At 72.3% G+C, this 19,053-nt stretch carries 14 protein-coding genes; 6 read left to right on the plus strand and 8 right to left on the minus strand.

Annotation, left to right across the window (positions count from 1 at the left end):
* Positions 1-83 precede the first annotated feature (83 nt).
* Positions 84-1,313, plus strand: coding sequence for a signal recognition particle-docking protein FtsY (ftsY, locus tag ACZ4MH_RS26150; protein WP_351597246.1), 1,230 nt, complete (start codon positions 84-86; stop codon positions 1,311-1,313).
* Positions 1,314-1,611: 298 nt separating this feature from the next.
* On the opposite strand, the gene ACZ4MH_RS26155 is transcribed toward ftsY, so the two are convergent.
* Positions 1,612-2,289: a bifunctional DNA primase/polymerase gene (locus ACZ4MH_RS26155; RefSeq protein WP_351597249.1), complete on the minus strand. Its 678-nt coding sequence runs from the start codon at positions 2,287-2,289 to the stop codon at positions 1,612-1,614.
* A 443-nt stretch (positions 2,290-2,732) separates the two neighbouring features.
* Here ACZ4MH_RS26155 and nsdA point away from each other — a divergent pair, with 443 nt between their 5' ends.
* The 5 genes from nsdA (at position 2,733) to ffh (ending at position 11,764) form a co-directional block, all read left to right on the plus strand.
* Positions 2,733-4,220, plus strand: a complete 1,488-nt coding sequence (gene nsdA / locus ACZ4MH_RS26160; protein WP_351597287.1) for a transcriptional repressor NsdA — start codon at positions 2,733-2,735, stop codon at positions 4,218-4,220.
* Between the two features lie 292 nt (positions 4,221-4,512).
* Entirely contained in the window at positions 4,513-5,937 is a 1,425-nt protein-coding gene (locus ACZ4MH_RS26165; RefSeq protein WP_351597252.1) for an ammonium transporter, read from the plus strand.
* Positions 5,934-6,272: a P-II family nitrogen regulator gene (locus ACZ4MH_RS26170; protein ID WP_030267115.1), complete on the plus strand. Its 339-nt coding sequence runs from the start codon at positions 5,934-5,936 to the stop codon at positions 6,270-6,272. The genes ACZ4MH_RS26165 and ACZ4MH_RS26170 overlap by 4 nt, the downstream gene beginning before the upstream one ends.
* A gap of 952 nt (positions 6,273-7,224) precedes the next feature.
* Entirely contained in the window at positions 7,225-9,963 is a 2,739-nt protein-coding gene (locus ACZ4MH_RS26175) for a [protein-PII] uridylyltransferase (RefSeq protein WP_351597255.1), read from the plus strand.
* Positions 9,964-10,204: 241 nt separating this feature from the next.
* Complete coding sequence (gene ffh, locus ACZ4MH_RS26180; RefSeq protein ID WP_351597258.1) at positions 10,205-11,764, plus strand: signal recognition particle protein; 1,560 nt, start codon at positions 10,205-10,207, stop codon at positions 11,762-11,764.
* A gap of 147 nt (positions 11,765-11,911) precedes the next feature.
* Here ffh and ACZ4MH_RS26185 read toward each other — a convergent pair whose 3' ends face one another.
* The 7 genes from ACZ4MH_RS26185 to ACZ4MH_RS26215 form a co-directional block, all read right to left on the minus strand.
* Positions 11,912-13,243: a phosphopentomutase gene (locus ACZ4MH_RS26185; protein WP_351597261.1), complete on the minus strand. Its 1,332-nt coding sequence runs from the start codon at positions 13,241-13,243 to the stop codon at positions 11,912-11,914.
* A 93-nt stretch (positions 13,244-13,336) separates the two neighbouring features.
* Positions 13,337-14,641 carry an alanine racemase gene (locus tag ACZ4MH_RS26190; protein WP_351597264.1) on the minus strand — a complete coding sequence of 435 codons (1,305 nt, stop codon included), beginning with the start codon at positions 14,639-14,641 and terminating at the stop codon, positions 13,337-13,339.
* Between the two features lie 2 nt (positions 14,642-14,643).
* The gene (locus tag ACZ4MH_RS26195; protein ID WP_351597267.1) at positions 14,644-15,822 is read right to left on the minus strand and encodes an aminotransferase class V-fold PLP-dependent enzyme; all 1,179 of its coding nucleotides are present in this window, start codon (positions 15,820-15,822) and stop codon (positions 14,644-14,646) included.
* 1 nt (position 15,823) lies between these two features.
* The gene (locus ACZ4MH_RS26200; protein WP_351597270.1) at positions 15,824-16,765 is read right to left on the minus strand and encodes a phosphotriesterase family protein; all 942 of its coding nucleotides are present in this window, start codon (positions 16,763-16,765) and stop codon (positions 15,824-15,826) included.
* A 115-nt stretch (positions 16,766-16,880) separates the two neighbouring features.
* Positions 16,881-18,248, minus strand: coding sequence for a YhfT family protein (locus ACZ4MH_RS26205; RefSeq protein WP_351597273.1), 1,368 nt, complete (start codon positions 18,246-18,248; stop codon positions 16,881-16,883).
* 27 nt (positions 18,249-18,275) lie between these two features.
* Positions 18,276-18,635 (minus strand): DUF2620 domain-containing protein, encoded by a 360-nt coding sequence (locus ACZ4MH_RS26210; protein ID WP_351597275.1) that lies wholly within the window; start codon positions 18,633-18,635, stop codon positions 18,276-18,278.
* On the minus strand, positions 18,632-19,018 hold the full coding sequence (locus tag ACZ4MH_RS26215; RefSeq protein ID WP_351597277.1) for a PRD domain-containing protein: 387 nt from the start codon (positions 19,016-19,018) through the stop codon (positions 18,632-18,634). Before ACZ4MH_RS26215 ends, ACZ4MH_RS26210 begins: the two co-directional genes overlap by 4 nt.
* Between the last annotated feature and the right edge of the window lie 35 nt (positions 19,019-19,053).

Here is a 19,053-nt window from a genome sequence, read left to right on the forward strand (position 1 = left end):
CCTGATTCTTATCCGGACAGTGGACATCCAGGATTGGCGGCCTGCGGCCCCGGGGGCGGTGTGTGCCCGATACTGAGGGAGTTATGGAATTCGTCATCCTTGCTGTAGTCATCGCTGTGGTCGCGCTCGGCGCGATCAGCGGGCTCGTCGTCAGCAGCCGCAAGAAGAAGCAGCTGCCGCCGCCCCCGCCGACCACCCCGTCCGTCACCGCGCCGCCTGCGGAACCGCAGGTCGGTGAGGACGCCGAGACCCCCCGCGACGAAGAACGTCGCACCATCGAAGAAGTGGGCCTGCCGGACTCCGGCGCCACGCTCGTCGAGGAAGCGCCGGTCGCCGAGCCGGAGGCGCCCGCCGCGCCCGAGGTCGAGGTGCCGGAGCCGACCGCCGGCCGGCTCGTCCGGCTGCGCGCCCGGCTCTCCCGCTCGCAGAACACCCTGGGCAAGGGCCTGCTCACGCTGCTCTCCCGCGAGCACCTCGACGAGGACACCTGGGAGGAGATCGAGGACACGCTGCTCACCGCGGATGTCGGTGTGCAGCCCACGCAGGAGCTGGTCGAGCGGCTGCGCGAGCGCGTAAGGGTGCTCGGCACCCGCACCCCCGACGAGCTGCGCGGCCTGCTCCGCGAGGAGCTGCTCGCCCTCATCGGCACCGAGGCCGACCGCTCCGTGCACACGGCGAACGGCCTGGGCCCGACCGGCCAGGAGATCCCCGGCGTCGTCATGGTCGTCGGCGTCAACGGCACCGGCAAGACCACCACCACCGGCAAGCTCGCCCGCGTCCTGGTCGCCGACGGCAAGTCCGTCGTGCTGGGCGCGGCCGACACGTTCCGCGCCGCGGCGGTCGACCAGCTGCAGACCTGGGGCGACCGGGTCGGCGCCCGCACCGTGCGCGGCCCCGAGGAGGGCGACCCCGCCTCGGTCGCCTTCGACTCGGTGAAGGAAGGTATCTCCGAGGGCGCGGACGTCGTACTGATCGACACCGCCGGCCGGCTGCACACCAAGACCGGCCTGATGGACGAGCTGGGCAAGGTCAAGCGGGTCGTGGAGAAGCACGGTCCGGTCGGCGAGGTACTGCTCGTCCTGGACGCCACCACCGGGCAGAACGGCCTGGTGCAGGCCCGTGTCTTCGCCGAGGTCGTGGACATCACCGGCGTCGTGCTGACCAAGCTGGACGGCACGGCCAAGGGCGGCATCATCGTCGCCGTCCAGCGCGAGCTGGGCGTGCCGGTGAAGCTGGTGGGCCTGGGCGAGGGCCCGGACGACCTCGCGCCGTTCGAGCCCGAGGCGTTCGTCGACGCGCTGATCGGCGACTGATCGGAGCGTGGACGGGTTAGCAGCCCGCGTCCGAGGCCCGCGCCGGGCCCCGGCACCGAGACGGAGACACCGAGCCCCGCCGCACACGGAGTGCGACGGGGCTCGGCGCTTGCGTCCGGCGGTGCGGCGCGGGGATGACGCGCCCGCGCGCCGGGCGTGGGCGGTGGTTTTCGGGCGGGTGTGCGAGGGGATCGGGGCGGGGGGCGGCTGGATCGGGTCGGGGGCCGATCGGGGCGGGGTGCGGGCGGGCGCACGGTCGGTGCGCGTACGCGTACGCGCCTGCGGGTGCTCGTGCAGGTCAGGCGCAGAGGCGATGGCATACGTAGGCCAGCGTGCCCAGCAGTAGCTTCGCCTCCGGGGGATGGCCCACGCCGTCCAGCGTCGGCGGCCGCAGCCAGCGCATCGGTCCGAGCCCCGCGAGGTCGCACGGCGGCGCGGTGATGTGGTCGCCCGGGCCCAGCGGCCGCAGGTCCAGCGAGGCGTCGTCCCAGCCCATGCGGTACAGCAGCGTCGGCAGTCCGGCGGCGGCGCCCGGCGCGACGAAGAACAGCGCCCGCCCGGTCGGGGTGGCGGCCACCGGCCCCAGGGGCAGGCCCATCCGTTCGAGGCGCACCAGGGCCGTGCGGCCCGCGGCGACCGGTACGTCGAGGATGTCGAAGCTGCGGCCGACCGGGAGCAGTACCGAGGCGCCCGGCGTCTCCGCCCAGGCCGCCGCCGCCTTCTCCAGCGTTGTGCCGGCGGGCAGCACGTCGGCGAAGGGAAGCGGGTGGGCGCCGGGGCCGGCGCAGCGCGCCGCTCCGCACGAGCAGACGGCCCGGCCGTCGCCGCCCCGCGCCGCGCGGGTGCCGGGCACGACGTCCCAGCCCCACAGCCCGGTGTACTCCGCCACCGCCGTGCTCTCGGCGGAGCGGACCCGCCGCCTGGCGCCGTGGCGAATGTCGCGAAACTCCCGGATGCCGCCGATCGTGAAGCCCATGCCCCCTCCAACGGGTCCTACAGGTCAGTGGTTACGTGCCGGAGTGTTGCCGTGACGCTCCGTTGCCAGTCGCGGTCGTTGACGGTGTGACGTAGTGCTGTGGGTTGTGCGGCGTGACACGCGCGCCCTCGAGTGCTCCTCTCCGCCCAACCCTTCTCGACCTGTGTCAAGTCAATCGCGCTGAGCCGCGGAGGAGTTCATTCGAAGGGGTGGCGAATGGTGGCGTTTCCTGGATCGGCCTCGCGGGAGGCGTGATCGTAGGATTACTTTCGGTGCACGAACCGGGAGGGGTATCCGCCACATGGGTATGCCAACGGCAAGCAGAGTGACCGCTTGGTGGCTTTCCGGCGGCCGGAATCCGTGGTCGGCTGGGGTCACTCCAGGACAGGCGTCGCGTAGGAGCGGCATCCTGTCGGAGGTTCGTGACAGGACGACAGATCCGGATGGGGGCGTTCGAGTTGGGCGGCAACGGCGGCACGTGCGCTGACAAGCGCCCGAACGAGCAGTTGGGTTCGTGGTTCGTGCGCAGCGGTTGGTCCAAGGGCGAGCTCGCCCGCCAGGTCAACCGCCGCGCCCGGCAGCTGGGCGCACACCACATCAGTACCGACACCTCACGGGTCCGCCGCTGGCTGGACGGCGAGCAGCCCCGGGAGCCGATCCCCCGCATCCTGTCGGAGCTCTTCTCCGAGCGCTTCGGCTGCGTCGTGAGCATCGAGGACCTCGGCCTGCGCACCGCGCATCAGTCCCCGTCGGTCTCCGGCGTGGACCTTCCCTGGGCCGGGCCCCAGACGGTCTCCCTCATCAGCGAGTTCTCGCGCAGCGACCTCATGCTGGCGCGGCGCGGCTTCCTCGGGACCTCGCTGGCGCTGTCCGCCGGGCCCGCCCTCATCGAGCCGATGCAGCGCTGGCTGGTGCCCACGCCCTCCGGGGCCGGGGACGAGACCGGGCCCGAGGCCGGGCGCCGCCGCGGCGGCCGGCTCTCGCAGCCCGAGCTGGAGCTGCTGGAGTCCACGACCACGATGTTCCGGCAGTGGGACGCCCAGTGCGGCGGCGGACTGCGCCGCAAGGCCGTCGTCGGGCAGCTGCACGAAGTCACCGACCTGCTCCAGGAGTCGCACCCTCAAGCGGTCTCCAAGCGGCTGTTCAAGGTCGCCGCCGAGCTCGCCGAGCTGGCGGGCTGGATGAGTTACGACATCGGTCTGCAGCCCACGGCGCAGAAGTACTTCGTCCTCGCGCTGCACGCGTCCAAGGAGGCCGGCGACAAGCCCCTGGGCTCGTACATCCTCTCCAGCATGAGCCGCCAGATGATCCACCTCGGGCGCCCCGACGACGCCCTGGAGCTGATCCATCTCGCGCAGTACGGCAGCCGCGAAATGGCCACGCCGCGCACGCAGGCCATGCTGTATGCGATGGAGGCCCGCGCGTACGCCGGCATGGGCCAGCCCAGCAAGGTCAAGCGGGCCGTCCGGATGGCGGAGGACACCTTCGCCGACGTGGAGCCCGGCGCGCGGCTGGAGCCGGACTGGATCCGCTTCTTCTCCGAGGCCGAGCTGAACGCCGAGAACGCCCACTCGTACCGCGACCTCGCCTACGTCGCGGGCCGCAGCCCGACGTACGCCTCGCTGGCGCACCCGGTCATGGAGCGCGCCGTCGAGCTGTTCGGCAAGGACCCCGAGCACCAGCGCTCGTACGCCCTCAACCTCATCGGCATGGCCACGGTCCACCTGCTGCAGCGCGAGCCCGAACAGTGCGCGGACATGGCGCACCGGGCCATACCGTTCGCGAAGCAGGTGCGCTCGGAGCGGGTCAACACCCGGCTGCGCAAGACCGTGGACACCGCGTCCCGGGACTTCTCCGAGGTCGCCGAGGTGATCCAGCTGACCGAGGAACTGCAGCACCACCTGCCGGAGACCACCGCGGAGGCGGTCTAGCGAGCAGGCCCCCGAAAACCCCGGCCGTGACCACGCCCCGTACAGCCCGACTCGGCTCCCCCATCGCCAGGTCTGCGGGCGCGGTCACGGCCGGTTCGGTATTCAGGTGGCCCCACAGCCGCTTAGGTGGCCCCCACAGGCGTTCATCCGGGCGTAACACCGTGGTCGCCTTCGTCACTGCGGCGAAACACCGGGACGCTTCACCGGAAACGGCGCTGCGTCAATCTCGTGGCGAAAGCCGGCCCATCAGCACCACGCCCGCACGGGCCGCATCGACGACGAGGAGACGCCGATGCCCCCAGGCATCCTGACGCTCGCAGCAGACAAGGTCGAGCTGAGTCCGGCCAACACCGGATTCATGCTGATCGCCACCGCCCTGGTGATGGTGATGACCCCCGCGCTCGCGTTCTTCTACGGCGGCATGGTCCGCGTGAAGAGCGTCCTGAACATGCTGATGATGAGTTTCATCAGCCTCGGTCTGGTGACCGTCCTGTGGGTGCTCTACGGCTTCAGCCTCGCCTTCGGCACCGACCACGGCTCGGTCATCGGCTGGACCGGTGACTACCTCGGCCTCAGCGGCATCGGCCTCACCGAGCTCTGGGACGGCTACACCATCCCGGTCTACGTCTTCGCGGCCTTCCAGCTGATGTTCGCGATCCTCACCCCCGCGCTGATCAGCGGCGCCCTCGCGGACCGCGTGAAGTTCTCCGCCTGGGCCCTCTTCATCGTCCTGTGGGTGACGATCGTGTACTTCCCGGTCGCCCACTGGGTGTGGGGCGCCGGCGGCTGGCTCTACGAGCTCGGCGTGATCGACTTCGCGGGTGGTACGGCCGTCCACATCAACGCCGGTGCGGCGGCCCTGGGCGTCATCTTCGTCGTCGGCAAGCGGATCGGCTTCAAGAAGGACCCGATGCGGCCGCACAGCCTGCCGCTGGTCATGCTCGGCGCGGGCCTGCTGTGGTTCGGCTGGTTCGGCTTCAACGCCGGCTCCTGGCTCGGCAACGACGACGGCGTGGGCGCGGTCGCCTTCCTCAACACCCAGGTCGCCACGGGCGCGGCGATGCTCGGCTGGCTCGGGTACGAGAAGCTGCGGCACGGCTCCTTCACGACGCTCGGTGCCGCGTCCGGCGCGGTCGCAGGGCTGGTCGCCATCACCCCGGCCTGCGGCGCGGTCAGCCCCCTCGGCGCCATCGCGATCGGCATCATCGCCGGTGTGCTGTGCGCCATGGCCGTCGGCCTGAAGTACCGCTTCGGCTACGACGACTCCCTCGACGTCGTCGGCGTCCACCTGGTCGGCGGTGTCGTCGGCTCGCTGCTCATCGGCCTCTTCGCCACCGGCGGCGTACAGAGCGACGCCAAGGGACTCTTCTACGGCGGCGGCCTGGCCCAGCTCGGCAAGCAGTCCGTGGGCGTGGTCTGCGTCCTGCTCTACTCCCTCGTGGTCAGCTTCCTCCTTGCCAAGGTCGTCGACCTGGTGATGGGCTTCCGGGTCAGCGAGGACGAGGAGCTGGCGGGCGTGGACCAGGCCGCCCACGCGGAGACGGCGTACGACTACGGCGGCACCGGCGGCGGCACGACCCTGACCCGTACAGCGGCGCCGGCCCCCGGTGACACCCCGGCAGGGGCCGCCGGGGCCACGGCCCAGGCCCCGCAGGCAGGATCATCGGCTCAGGCCCAGGACGGTACTCCGGGCAAGGCGAAGAAGGTGGACGCGTGAAGCTCATCACGGCAGTAATCAAGCCGCACCGGCTGGACGAGGTGAAGGAGGCCCTGCAGGCATTCGGCGTGCACGGCCTGACCGTCACCGAGGCCAGCGGATACGGCCGGCAGCGCGGCCACACGGAGGTGTACCGCGGCGCCGAGTACACCGTGGACCTCGTCCCCAAGATCCGCATCGAGGTCCTGGTCGAGGACGCCGACGCCGAACAACTGGTCGAGGTAGTCGTCAAGGCCGCCCGCACCGGCAAGATCGGCGACGGCAAGGTCTGGTCCGTCCCGGTCGACGAGGCAGTCCGCGTCCGCACGGGCGAACGGGGCCCGGACGCGCTCTGAGCGACGCTCTGAGCGGCGCTCGCCCTGGTGTGGGCGGGGTGCCGGTGGGCGGGTCGCTCGGCGGGGGGGGGCGGGTGTGCCCGCCTTGCGGGGGCGGGTCGGCACCGGGGCCGCTGGGGACGCCGGGATCGCGGGGGTCGCCGGGACTGCGGGGGTCGCCAGGTCTGCCGGGACCGTCGGGATCGCCGGGACTGCCGGTGCTGTCGGTGCTGCCGGGATCGCCCGGGGCCTCACCGGTCTATTCGGGTCCGCGGAAGGCAAGGGCTCTGTGGGCTTCCGGCTCACGGCGGGGCCGGCCCGCTGGACGGGTTCGGGGATTCGGGTCCGTTCGGTTGGGGGGCGCTCCGGGGACTTCGGTCCGTTCGGTTCGGGGGCGCTCCGGGGACTCCAGTCCGTTCGGTTGGCGGGCGGCTCCGGAGCCTGGCCGCCTGACGGTTCCCGCAATACCGGCCCGCCTGCTGGCTCCGGGAAGCCGCCCACCTGATGCCCTACGGTCCGCCCGTCCGCCCGCGGTGTACTCCGCGACCCCCGCCCACTGAGTACTTCGGGGCTCGGGGCTCCGGCCCGCTGAGTACTTACTCGGAGGCCCCGGCCCGCTGACGGGCTCCGGCCTCTCGGTCCGCCCAGCGGAATCCCCGGGACCCAGCCCGCTGATGGGGCCGGGGCCCCGCCCCCGTCGGGCACCGGACGGCCGATCCGGACGGCCGATCCGGAGGGCCGCCCACCCGGCGGTACTTCCAGCCCGTCCGGCGTTTGAGGACATCTTCACGGGGCCCGGGGCCGTTGCCCCGGTTTCGGGAAGGGGTGGGTCCGGGGCACACAAGCCGCCCGGCAGCGGCGACCACCGGCCGCCAACCACGCCGACCGGACACGCAACGGCAAGCCGCGAGACACCCGGCAGCCGATGCCACCCCAAGCCGATGCCACACCGAACGAACAAGGAGCGCGCGAGGTGACCGACAGCGTCGAGGAGACAGCAGGCGTCGACCGGACGGCCGGCCCCGGCAGCAACACAGCCGCAACCGGCACCCCGGACAGCCCCGCCCCGGGTAGCCCCGGTACAGACGGCCCCAGCACCGGCAGCCCGAGCACGCACGACGCCGCCCCCGCCGACCAAGGCGGCCCCGCCCCCGACTACCCCGCCGCCCGCCTGCGCCTTCTCCAGGACGACACCACGACCGGCCCCGACCGCCGCGCGGCCCTCGCCCGCCTCACCGACACCTGGCTGGCCGGACTCTTCGAGCGCGCCGCCGCCCAGAGCGGCGTGACCGGCGCGGCCCTCGTCGCCGTAGGCGGCTACGGCCGCGGCGAACTCTCCCCTCGCAGCGACCTCGACCTGCTCCTCCTCCACGACGGCAAGGCGTCACCCCAAGAGGTCGCGACCCTCGCCGACCACCTCTGGTATCCGCTCTGGGACCTCGGCCTGGACCTGGACCACTCCGTCCGCACGCTCGCCGAGGCCCGCCGCACCGCCCGCGACGACCTCAAGGCCCAGCTCGGCCTCCTCGACTCCCGCCACCTCGCCGGCAGCCCCGACCTCACCACCGCCCTGCGCACCGCGAGCTTCGCCGACTGGCGCGAGGCCGCCCCCAAACGCCTCCCGGAGCTGCACGCGCTCTGCCTGGACCGGGCCGACCGCCAGGGCGAGCTGCAGTACCTCCTCGAGCCCGACCTGAAGGAGGCCAGAGGCGGCCTGCGCGACGTCACCGCCCTGCGCGCGGTGGCCGCCTCCTGGCTCGCCGACGCCCCCCGGGCCGGCCTGGAGGCCGCCCGCGGCCGCCTGCTGGACGTACGCGACGCCCTCCACCTGGTCACCGGCCGGGCCACCGACCGGCTCGCGCTCCAGGAGCAGGACCAGGTCGCGGCGGCCCTCGGCCTGCTCGACGCGGACACACTGCTGCGCCAGGTGTACGAGTCGGCCCGCACGATCTCGTACGCCGGTGACGTCACCTGGCGCGAGGTCGGCCGGGTGCTGCGCTCCCGCTCCGTACGGCCCTCGCTGCGCGGGCTGATGAGCGGCAGGAGCGGGCGGATGGCGGCCAAGGGCGAGCGTTCGCCGCTGGCCGAGGGCGTCGTGGAGCACGACGGCGAGGTCGTACTGGCCCGCACGGCCCGCCCCGAACGGGACGCCGTGCTGCCGCTGCGTGCCGCTGCCGCCGCCGCCCAGGCGGGCCTGCCGCTGTCCCCGCACGCCGTGCGTCGGCTGGCCGCGGCGGCCCGCCCGCTGCCGGTGCCGTGGCCGGCCGAGGCCCGCGAGGAGCTGCTGACCCTGCTGGGCGCGGGCGCGCACACCGTGCCCGTATGGGAGGCGCTGGAGGCCGAGGGGATCATCACGCGGCTGCTGCCGGACTGGGAGCGCGTGCGCTGCCGCCCGCAGCGCAACGCCGTGCACCGCTGGACCGTCGACCGGCACCTCGTCGAGACGGCCGTACGGGCCTCCGCCCTGACCCGTCGCGTCCACCGCCCCGACCTGCTCCTCATGGCAGCCCTCCTGCACGACATCGGCAAGGGCTGGCCCGGCGACCACTCGGTGTCCGGCGAGACCATCGCCCGCGACGTGGCCACCCGGCTCGGCTTCGACGCCAAGGACACGGACGTCATCGCCACCCTCGTCCGTCACCACCTCTTCCTCGTCGAGACCGCCACCCGCCGTGACCTGGACGACCCGGCCACGGTCGCCGCGGTCGCCCAGGTGGTCCGCTCGGCGGGCACGCTGGAGCTGCTGCACGCCCTCACCGAGGCCGACGCGCTGGCCACCGGGCCCGCCGCCTGGAGCCGCTGGCGCGAGGGGCTGGTCGCCGACCTGGTCCGCCGGGTCGGCGGGCTGCTGGCGGGCGAACCCGACGCGACCACGCCCACCCCGTGGGAGCCCACAGCGGAACAGGAGCGCCTCGCCGTCGAAGCATGGCGCACCGGCGAACCGGTACTGGCCCTCCACACCCGGGCGGAGCCGCCCACGGAGGCGCCGGAGCCACCGCCGAACGACACCGCACCCCGGCCGGAGCCCGCCGGGGCCCAGGAACCGGTCGGCGTCGAACTTCTCATCGCCGTTCCGGACCGCCCGGGAATCCTCCCCGCCACCGCCGGCGTACTCGCCGTGCACCGCCTCACGGTCCGCGCCGCCGACCTCCGCGTCATGCCCCTGCCGGAGCAGCTGTCCGGAGCGGCCGATCATGGGAAGGACGGTGGGGCGGACACGCGCCCAGAAGCCGAGCCTCGGCCCACGACGGGCACGGTCTCCTCGCCCGCGGCCGCCCGCCGCCCGATGCTGCTCCTCAGCTGGCGGGTGGCGGCCGAGTACGGATCGCTGCCCCAAGCGGTCCGGCTCCGCGCCGACCTCGTACGGGCCCTGGACGGCACGCTCGACATCCCGGCCCGCCTCGCCGAGCGCGAACGCGCCTACGCACGGCGCTCGCGCCGGCTCCAGGCGCCGCCGCCCCGGGTCACGGTGGCGCCCGGCGGTTCCCGCTCCGCCACCGTCATCGAGGTACGCGCCCAGGACGCCCAGGGCCTGCTGTACCGGATCGGCCGCGCCCTGGAGGACGCGGGCGTCACGGTCCGCAGCGCCCACGTCAGCACCCTCGGAGCCAACGCGGTGGACGCCTTCTACGTCACGGACCCCGACGGCGCCCCGCTCCCGCCCGACACCGCGACCGAAGTGGCCCAGGCCGTGGAACGCGCCCTGAAGTGACCCGGAGCACCGCCCCCGCGACCGCGCCGCACCACCGGGCGCTCCCGGCACTCGCGGTCCCGGCGTCCTCCGTGTCCCCGGCGCTCCCGGGCGGCCGGAAGGGGCGTCGTTCTGCGCCCGGCGCACGGGGTGAGCCCGTCCCTCTCCGTCTCTTCGGGTAGGGCCGGACGTTCTGTACCGTGGGGCGGATACTCTAGAAGCCGATTGACTCCACCCCCGACCCCGAGGATCGACGACCGCCGTGTTCGATACGCTTTCCGACCGCCTGGCGAGTACTTTCAAAAATCTCCGGGGCAAGGGGCGCCTCTCCGAGGCGGACATCGACGCCACCGCGCGCGAGATCCGGATTGCGCTGCTCGAAGCGGATGTCGCGCTGCCCGTCGTCCGCGCCTTCATCAAGCAGGTCAAGGAGCGCGCGCTCGGCTCCGAGGTCTCCCAGGCGCTGAACCCCGCCCAGCAGGTCATCAAGATCGTTAACGAGGAGCTCGTCGGCATCCTCGGCGGCGAGACCCGTCGCCTGCGCTTTGCCAAGCAGCCGCCGACGGTGATCATGCTCGCCGGCCTCCAGGGCGCCGGTAAGACCACGCTGGCCGGCAAGCTCGGCCGCTGGCTCAAGGCGCAGGGCCACACCCCCATGCTGGTCGCCTGCGACCTCCAGCGCCCGAACGCCGTGAACCAGCTCTCCGTCGTCGCCGAGCGCGCCGGCGTGGCGATCTTCGCCCCCGAGCCGGGCAACGGCGTCGGCGACCCGGTCAAGGTCGCCCAGGACTCCATCGAGTACGCCCGCGACAAGCAGCACGACGTCGTGATCGTCGATACCGCCGGCCGCCTGGGCATCGACCAGGAGCTGATGCAGCAGGCCGCGGACATCCGCGACGCGGTCAAGCCGGACGAGGTCCTCTTCGTCGTCGACGCCATGATCGGCCAGGACGCGGTCAACACCGCCGAGGCGTTCCGCGACGGCGTCGGCTTCGACGGCGTGGTGCTCTCCAAGCTCGACGGCGACGCCCGCGGTGGTGCCGCGCTCTCCATCGCGCACGTCACCGGCAAGCAGATCATGTTCGCCTCCAACGGCGAGAAGCTGGACGACTTCGACGCGTTCCACCCGGACCGCATGGCGTCCCGCATCCTGGGCATGGGCGACATGCTGTCGCTCATCGAGAAGGCCGAGCAGACCTTCAGCCAGGCCGAGGCCGAGAAGATGGCGGCCAAGCTGCAGAAGGGCCCGAAGGAGTTCACGCTCGACGACTTCCTGGCCCAGATGGAGCAGGTCCGCAAGATGGGCTCCATCTCGAAGCTGCTCGGCATGCTGCCCGGCATGGCGCAGATGAAGGACCAGATCAACAACCTCGACGAGCGGGACGTGGACCGCACCGCCGCGATCATCAAGTCGATGACCCCGGTCGAGCGCCAGGATCCGACGATCATCAACGGCTCGCGCCGCGCTCGTATCGCGCGCGGTTCGGGTGTCGACGTCAGCGCCGTGAAGAGCCTGGTCGAGCGCTTCTTCGACGCCCGCAAGATGATGTCGAAGATGGCCCAGGGCGGCGGCATGCCGGGGATGCCGGGCATGCCCGGGATGCCGGGCATGGGTGGCGGCGCCAAGAAGAAGAAGCAGCAGAAGAAGGTCAAGGGCAAGCAGCGCAGCGGCAACCCCATGAAGCGCAAGGCCGAGGAGGAGGCCGCCGCGGCCCGCCGCGAGGCGGCCCAGAACGGCAACCCGCTCGGCCTCCCGCAGGGCGGCCAGGACGCCCCGCAGAACTTCGAACTCCCCGACGAGTTCAAGAAGTTCATGGGCTGACGCGCAACCGCCAGCCGCCTTCCGCCTCTACGGCCCCGCCCGGACCCCTCCGGCCGGGGCCGTACGCGTACACCATCCGGCTGGGGCCCTCGTACGCAGGCGGGGAGACGTGTACGTACTCGGCCCCTGCCACCGCCCTCGCCCCCGTCAGTGTGTGCGGCCTTCCGGGCCCGCTGCCTCCGTGGCATGGGCGAGGTGCGAGGTGTGAGTGTGCTCTGCGCCGCGTATAGGACACTCCTGGGGGAGTGGAGTGCCGCTGGCGAGGCCGGCCGGGCTCAGGCCCAGCGCGACGGCCGCGGTGGCGCCCACGTCCGCCAGCGACGCGGCGTCCGGGAGACGCTCGGTGGCCGCAGCGGCGGGACGGTGGATCAGTACCGGCACGAACTCCCTGGTGTGGAAGGCGTGTCCGATCGTCGGGTCGTTGCCGTGATCGCCGGTGACGATCAGGCGGTCCCCGGGCGCCGTGAGCAGCGGCAACAGCGCCGCGATCCCCGCATCCACCCGCCGCAGCACGGCCGCATACCGCTCCGGGTCCTGCTGGTGCCCGGCCAGATCGGTCTCCTGCACATTGCTGACCACCAGCACCGCCCCTTCCGGCCCCGCGCTCCCGCCCCGCCCGGCCTCGCGCACCGCGTCCAGCGTGTGCCCCAGTACTTCCCCGGTGTCCACCGCCGGCCGGCGCACCGCCGCCTCGCAGGCAAGGATGTCGGCCGCCTTGCCGACGAGCGTGACGGGCACGCCCGCCCGGGCGGCGGCCTCGGGCAACTGCCGGGTGTGGTCCAGCGGCGCGCCCAGATGCTGCACCTCCAGCCCGCCGTTGCGGTAGAAGCCGCTGGCCGGGGTGTCCAGCCCGACCGTGCCGGCCTCCCCGTGCCGTACGAACCCGGGCAGCGGCCCGTCGGCGTGGCCGCCCACCGCGATCACCCGCGCGACCGGCGCGACCGACCTGACCACCCGCGCCACGGCCAGCACCTGCGCGAACGGCGCCTCGTCCAGCCGTGCCGAGGCGTTCCAGTTGATGCCCGGATCGGCCTCCAGGTTGTCGTGCACCAGCACCCGCCCGTCGACCACCAGCAACGGCTTGCCGTCGAGCAGTTCCGTACGGTGCCCGGCCGCCCGCAGCGCCGCGGTCACCTCCTGGAGGTGCTCGGCGAGCCGGGCCACCGTCACCCGGCTGAAGTCGGCGCCCATCATCGTCTGGTGCCCCGCATACGTGTCCGCGCCCGGATACCCCAGCGCCGCCCGGCCGGCCGCGACCGGCAGCGAGGGGTGTGGCGCGAGATCCGGATGCGGGTGCACGGAGCCCAGCCCGAGCGCGCCGAGCGTGGGCAACTCCAGCGGGCGGCCGGTCGTCGCGCGGTGGTGGTCAAGGAGGTGGCCGAGGGTGTCGGCCTTCATATCGCCGGGGCGCAGCGCTCCGGCATCGGGCATCGCGCCGATGCCGAAGCCGTCGACGACGAGGATGACAATCTTGCTCATGGCGGTTCCTGGCGTCCGAGTCGGGTGAAGCAGGTACGGATTACGGAGGGGACGACGGGGGAGCGGGGCCGCCTGGCGGGCGGTGGTGGCTGATCAGTAGGGCCTCCCGAGAGGGTCGTAGAGGCCGCTGAGCTTCGGCGTGCCCGAGGCCAGTCCGGAGACGACGGCCACGCTGCTGCGGGTGACGAAGATCTGGGTACGGAAGGCGAGCACGGCGGTGTCACCCACCCGCGCGTCCCCGGGAGCGAGCAGCCGGTAGTAGTCGATGTTCGCGGCGGGGGCGTCCTCGACCCGCAACCGAGCCCCGGTACGCGGGATCAGCGCCTCCTTGGCGCCGCCCCGGGCGTAGAACCCGCCGCCGTACAACGCGGGCCGGCCGTCGGCGAGCGTATGGGCGACCTCGCTGACGTACACGTACGCGGGCTTCTCCGGCTGTGCATGGTCGATGGCGTGCAGCGGGGTGGTGCCGGTGAGGGCGTGGCCGGGCTCCCCGTGCGTCGCGCCCAGCCGCGCCAGCAGCGGCAGGGTGGCCATCGATGTGGCGCTCGGCGCGCTCAGCTTGAGGTCTGTGTAACCGCGGGCGGCCAGCCGCTCCACGGCGGCACGGGCCAGCGCGAAGTTGGGCGTGGGTCGCGGCTCGCCCGTATCCGGATCGCACAGCACACACGGAAACGCCGTGACACCGGCCACCCGGATCCCCGGCAGCCGCTCGGCCTCCGCGACAAACGCGTCCAGACCGTCCATGCGGGCGAGACCGTCCATGCCGGTAAGACCGTCCAGACCGTCCGGCCCGGTTCGGTCGCCGATCGAACCGCTCGGACCACCGACGGAACCGCATCGATCATCCGCTCGGTCCGGGCCATCCGCACCGTCCGGGCCGTCGTCACCGCCGTCGAGCCGTACTCCGCCCTCCTGCCCCGGATAGACCGCACCGGCCGCGCCCTCCAGTCGGATCAGTACGTCCTGCACGAATCCGAGCCGGGCGGCGGCGTCCGAGACGGCTCGGGCGTTCGCCAGGTCGTACACGGTGACGGTCTCCGGGCGCCAGGCGAGCATCTCGGGCAGCGCACGGGCCGGGATCTGGACGAGATGGCCGAGGTTGCCGGCCTGCGCGCCCGCGGCGTGCAGAATGCGGGCCTCGGGCGGATCGATGGCCGCGAACCGCGGGATGTGCCGCGCGATGGCCTCGATCAGCTCCGGGTTGCGGCCGATCTGCTTGACCACGAACCACAGCGACAGACCGAGCCGGTCCGCCTCCCGGGCCAGCAGCTCGGCATTGGACTCGATGGCGTCCAGATCCATGACGTACGTGTCCGGCGGAATGGCCCCGGTGTCGTGCAACTCTGCTGCGAACGCGACCAGTTCCGGGTTGCGGTGGAGGACGGCGTCGAGGAACACGGTCAGCCCCCTGTCTCACGAAGGTCGCGCAGCGATCGGCGCAGGATGTCGAGCACGAGATCCGCGCCGGCGCGCATGGGATTGATCCGCACGGTCCACTCCGCGAGCTCCGGCGCGTCCTCAAGGGACGAGCTCGACATGCGGTAGAACAACGGGGCGATCTCGTATCGGGAATTGGAGCCGACGGGGTAGGGCGCCGCCCCGTACCGTGCGGCCACGATGGGCAGTTCGCGGGCCACCGGACGGTCCAGCCGCACCAGCAGACAGCGGTCCTGGGCATTGGCGATGCGGACCTCGGCGACGCCCGGTACCTCGCCCGCCGCCAGCCGTTCGGCCACCTCCGCGCCCATCGCGGACTGCAGCGACCACATCACCGGTACGTGGGTGAGGGCGCGCAGCGCGTCGAGCGCCTGGTGCCCCTGGACCTGACCGCCTCCGGAGTAGTTGTCCGCGTGCACGCGCGACACCAGGTCGGCCGAGCCCACCACGGCACCGACGCCCTCCGGTCCGTGCAGCTTGAAGAGTGAGAAGCAGGAGGCGTCGGCGCCCAGTTCGACTCCGCTCTTCGGAACCCGTATGACCGCGTAGTTGTCGTCGACGACCGCGCGCACGCCGGCCGCGCGGCACGCCGCCAGTACCTCACCGGGGTCGTAGGAGTCGGCCAGCCGCTGCCGGGTGTGCTGCACGTACGCCCAGGAGAACCGCCCGCTGTCCAGCGCCTCCGCCAGCGCCGAACGGTCGTTGAAGTCCACCTCCGTCACCGCCATGCCCAGGCCGCGCAGGGTGACGGCGGTGGTGCGGTAGACCGGTGCGCGGTGGATGAGGAGCGGATCACCCGCGCCGAGCACCGCGGAGAGCGCGGCGCGGATCGCGCCGGTACCCGCCCCCTGGACGAGGGCGGCGTCCTCGGCCCCGAAGAAGTCGGCGAGTACGGCCTCCACCCGGGCGGTCGTACGCGGCCGGCCGAGCCCGGGGACGACGCCGGCGTCCGCCTCGAAGAGCTGCTCGCCTGTGAAGTGCCGTGCGACGCATTCCAGCAGTCGGTTCTGCCGCGCGACGGCGTCCGCCAGCGGCACGGTCGGCAAGGGGAAGGTCTTCGGCAAGGTCTTGGACGTCGAGGCCGCTCCGGGGCCGTCCCCGGTCCCCGGCCGCTGCCCAGCCAGCCGTTCCTGTGCGGGCATCTCAGACCGCCTCCTCTGTGTGCGCTCCGGTGAGAAAGCGGATCGGATTGCGGCGGGTCATCAGGTCGATCAGGTCGTCGTCCAGCCCTGCCGCCCGCAGCCGCGGCAGGAAGGACCGGAACAGATGGCCGTACCCCTGTCCGCCCTCGTCCCGGAGATAGCCGTGCCGGGAGATGTCGCAACTCAGCAGCACCCGGTCCGCATGTCCGGCCGCCACCAGCTCCAGCAGCAGCCGCAGCCGGGCCGCGTCGCTCTGGTAACTCTCTTTGCCCACCGTGTCGAAGGCGACGTACGCCCCCCGCTCCGCCAATTCCCGGTGCACACCCGGGTCGTCCAGCAGGTCCTGATGGCCGATGCAGATCCGGTGCGGCGGCAGCCCCTCGGCGGTGAGCAGCGCCAGCTGGGCGAGGCCGCCCCGGCCGAGCTGGGCGTGGGTGGCCACGGAGAGGCCGGTGGCCACAGCCGCCCGCGCGGCCGCCTTGAGCGTGCGGACCTCCGGCTCACTGGGCCGGTCGCCGTGGCTGCCGATCTCCCCGATGACGCCGGGGAGTATGCCCTCCGGGCCGATGCCCTCGGCGATCTCCCGCACCAGTGTGTCGGTCAGCTCCTCGACGCCGGCGTCGCCGACCTCGGAGGGGTGGAACGGCTCGTAGTACCAGCCGGTGGCCGCGACGACCGGGACGCCGGAGTCCTTGGAGATCCGGGCCAGTGCCGCCACGTCACGGCCCATGCCCCGGCAGCTCAGCTCGATGACCAGCGACAGCCCGGACTCCTCGTGCAGCACGGCGAGTTCGCGGGTGACCGCGTCGGCGTGCCGGCTGTCGAGCACCGCTGCCCGGTCGGGGTCCCGGCGCAGGTCGAGCGCCAAGTGCTCGTGTGCGAGCGCGGGGCCCCGTACGGCGGCGGGGGCGAGAGGACCGGTGACGGTTCGGATGTCGTGCATGGTGCTGCCTTGCTTTCTTCCTGCCGGAGGGCGGAGGGCGGAGGGCCGGTCCTGCTGGAGGTCGGTGGCTCGCCCGTTCGCGTACGCCGCCGGTCGGAGCTGCGTACGGAGCGCGTCAGCCCTTGACGGGGGTGAACAGGTCCAGCCAGTACAGGAGGTTGAGGACGACGCCGCCGACGATCACGGCGGCGGGTGCCGCGGCCATGCGGACCACGACCCGGCCCATCGCCTCGTTCAGCAGGTAGAGCCCGCCGACGATGAGAATGCCGAGACCGCCGCCCATGGTGTTGGCCGCCATCAGGGAACCGAAGAGGATGGCCAGCTGCAGTGAGTCGCTGATCGCGCTGCGCAGGTGCTCAGAGGAGTCCCGCACCGACGGCAGCCTCCCCAGCACCCGGCCGATCCACGAGAGCGCCAGCACCTCGACGGCGAAGACCACGGCACCGCATATCAGTGCCAGCCAGGGATTCGGCAGGAGATAGCCGATCGGGTAGACCAGCGTGAAGCCGGCGACGCCGTACGCGCCCGAGGCCAGCGCTGTGGTGGCGATCAGCGGGACGAAGCCGAAGACGCGATAGAAGTCCACTTGGGCCGCGCCGCTGTAGTCACCCTTGGCGATCAGGAAGCTGGTCGCCTCCCCACCGCCGAAGATGTGCATCTGGGCCAGCAGGCAGACACCGGCACCCAGCACCATGAACAGCGGCAGGTGCTTGCGCAGCCGGGTCGCGCTCGCGCTGAACAACGAAGCCATCGGGTCGTCGCCGCCCGACGCGTCCTCTGCCGGGCCGTCGGCCCTTCCGGCCTGCTCAGCCCGCTCCGTCCTGCGCTGCCGCAGGTCCTTGGCCACGGCGAACGCGATCAGCATCAGCACGCCCACCGCCATGGCGATGGCTCCGGCGAAGACACCCGGCCACAGCTTCATCGTGGCTATGACCAACGCCAGCTCGACCACGCCCGCGATGCCGCCGCGCAGTTTGCCGAACTGCTTGCTGATCGCCAGTACCGGAAAGAGCGTGAAGAGGAAGAGGATCGGTGTCGACATCTGCTGCATCGCGGTGAGGAAGTCGACCGGCAGGTCGTGCGCGAGGCTGTTGGCGCCGTTCAGCCCGAAGACGATGACCGCGCCCCAGGCGGCCCCGAGGATCGGCGCGAGCCACTTCTTCGGCGAGAGAATGCCGAGAATGTCGGTGGGCAAGAAGACCAGCCAGGGGTTCAGCACCCCCGTGGACAGCGCCATCGGCGCGCCCAGGCCGAAGATGAAGCCCGCGGAGAGTCCGAAGGACACGGCCGTGGTGGCACTGCGGGTCGTACGCCCCTGGATGAAGTCCAGCATGAAGGGACGTACACCGTCATTGAAGACGGCCAGGGCCAGGTGCGAGATGAAGGCCGTCAGAGCGCAGAGGACGATGACGGTCAGCTGCTGTGGCAGCGACAGGCTGAGATCTGTGCTGCCGACGGCTGCGGCGGCGATGTTCCCACTCACGGCTCACTCCTCAATGCCTTGACCGGGTCAGGCGTCGTGGGCCGCGATGGCGCGGGCGATGACGGGGGCGACGGTGTCGATCTTGTCCATGCCGAAGCCGAAGACCTTCTTGCCGTCGCCGATGAGGACGCGCACCTCTTCCTCGGTGGGGACGGAGCGGCCGAAGGTGTGGCAGGCGGCGCTGCCCATGAGACCCAGCAGGACACCGAGCGAGGCGCCGGCGCCGGTGTGGCAGGTACCCAGGTAGTAATCGGCCTGTCCGGCACGCAGCTTCATCGCCGCGTCCATGTCGCTGGAGACGGCGACGTCGACGCCGTCCAGGGCCAGCTTCTGCACCGTCTCGGCGACCTCGAGCTTGCGGACACCGCCGGTGAGGATCTTCGTCATGACACGTCCCTTCTGAGTCCGTTCTTGCGGAGTACGGCGAGATGCATCGCCAGGAAATTGATCTCGGAGTCGGGCAGCGCGGCGCCCAATTCCTTCTCGGCGCGCAGGGATATGGCACGGGCCCGCTCGACGGCCCGGGGCTGGTCGGCGAGCTCCGCCGCCACGTCCTCGTCGGTGAGGAACTGCTCTATGGGCTCGCCGTTCAGCAGCCGGGTGAGGGCCATCACGAGGTGACTGGTCAGCATGCCGGCGGTGTCCTCGGTGACGGGGTGGCCTTCGCCCGCCAGGGCGGTCAGCTCCTCCTCGACGAATCGAGTCACCTGCGGCGGCGCCTGTCCGCTGTCCCGGAAGAGCTGGAGGCGGAGGGCGAGTCGGTCCTCCATGGGGCGTCCTTTCCTCGCGATGCCTGCGGTGGACT

The organism is Streptomyces sp. NPDC026301 (genome assembly GCF_055567935.1).

What these genes read in the sequence shown, in the direction of transcription:
- ftsY (WP_351597246.1), top strand. Translation starts at nt 84, where the DNA reads ATGGAATTCGTCATCCTTGCTGTAGTCATCGCTGTGGTCGCGCTCGGC.
- ACZ4MH_RS26155 (WP_351597249.1), bottom strand. Translation starts at nt 2,289, where the DNA reads ATGGGCTTCACGATCGGCGGCATCCGGGAGTTTCGCGACATTCGCCAC.
- nsdA (WP_351597287.1), top strand. Translation starts at nt 2,733, where the DNA reads ATGGGGGCGTTCGAGTTGGGCGGCAACGGCGGCACGTGCGCTGACAAG.
- ACZ4MH_RS26165 (WP_351597252.1), top strand. Translation starts at nt 4,513, where the DNA reads ATGCCCCCAGGCATCCTGACGCTCGCAGCAGACAAGGTCGAGCTGAGT.
- ACZ4MH_RS26185 (WP_351597261.1), bottom strand. Translation starts at nt 13,243, where the DNA reads ATGAGCAAGATTGTCATCCTCGTCGTCGACGGCTTCGGCATCGGCGCG.
- ACZ4MH_RS26195 (WP_351597267.1), bottom strand. Translation starts at nt 15,822, where the DNA reads ATGCCCGCACAGGAACGGCTGGCTGGGCAGCGGCCGGGGACCGGGGAC.
- ACZ4MH_RS26200 (WP_351597270.1), bottom strand. Translation starts at nt 16,765, where the DNA reads ATGCACGACATCCGAACCGTCACCGGTCCTCTCGCCCCCGCCGCCGTA.
- ACZ4MH_RS26210 (WP_351597275.1), bottom strand. Translation starts at nt 18,635, where the DNA reads ATGACGAAGATCCTCACCGGCGGTGTCCGCAAGCTCGAGGTCGCCGAG.
- ACZ4MH_RS26215 (WP_351597277.1), bottom strand. Translation starts at nt 19,018, where the DNA reads ATGGAGGACCGACTCGCCCTCCGCCTCCAGCTCTTCCGGGACAGCGGA.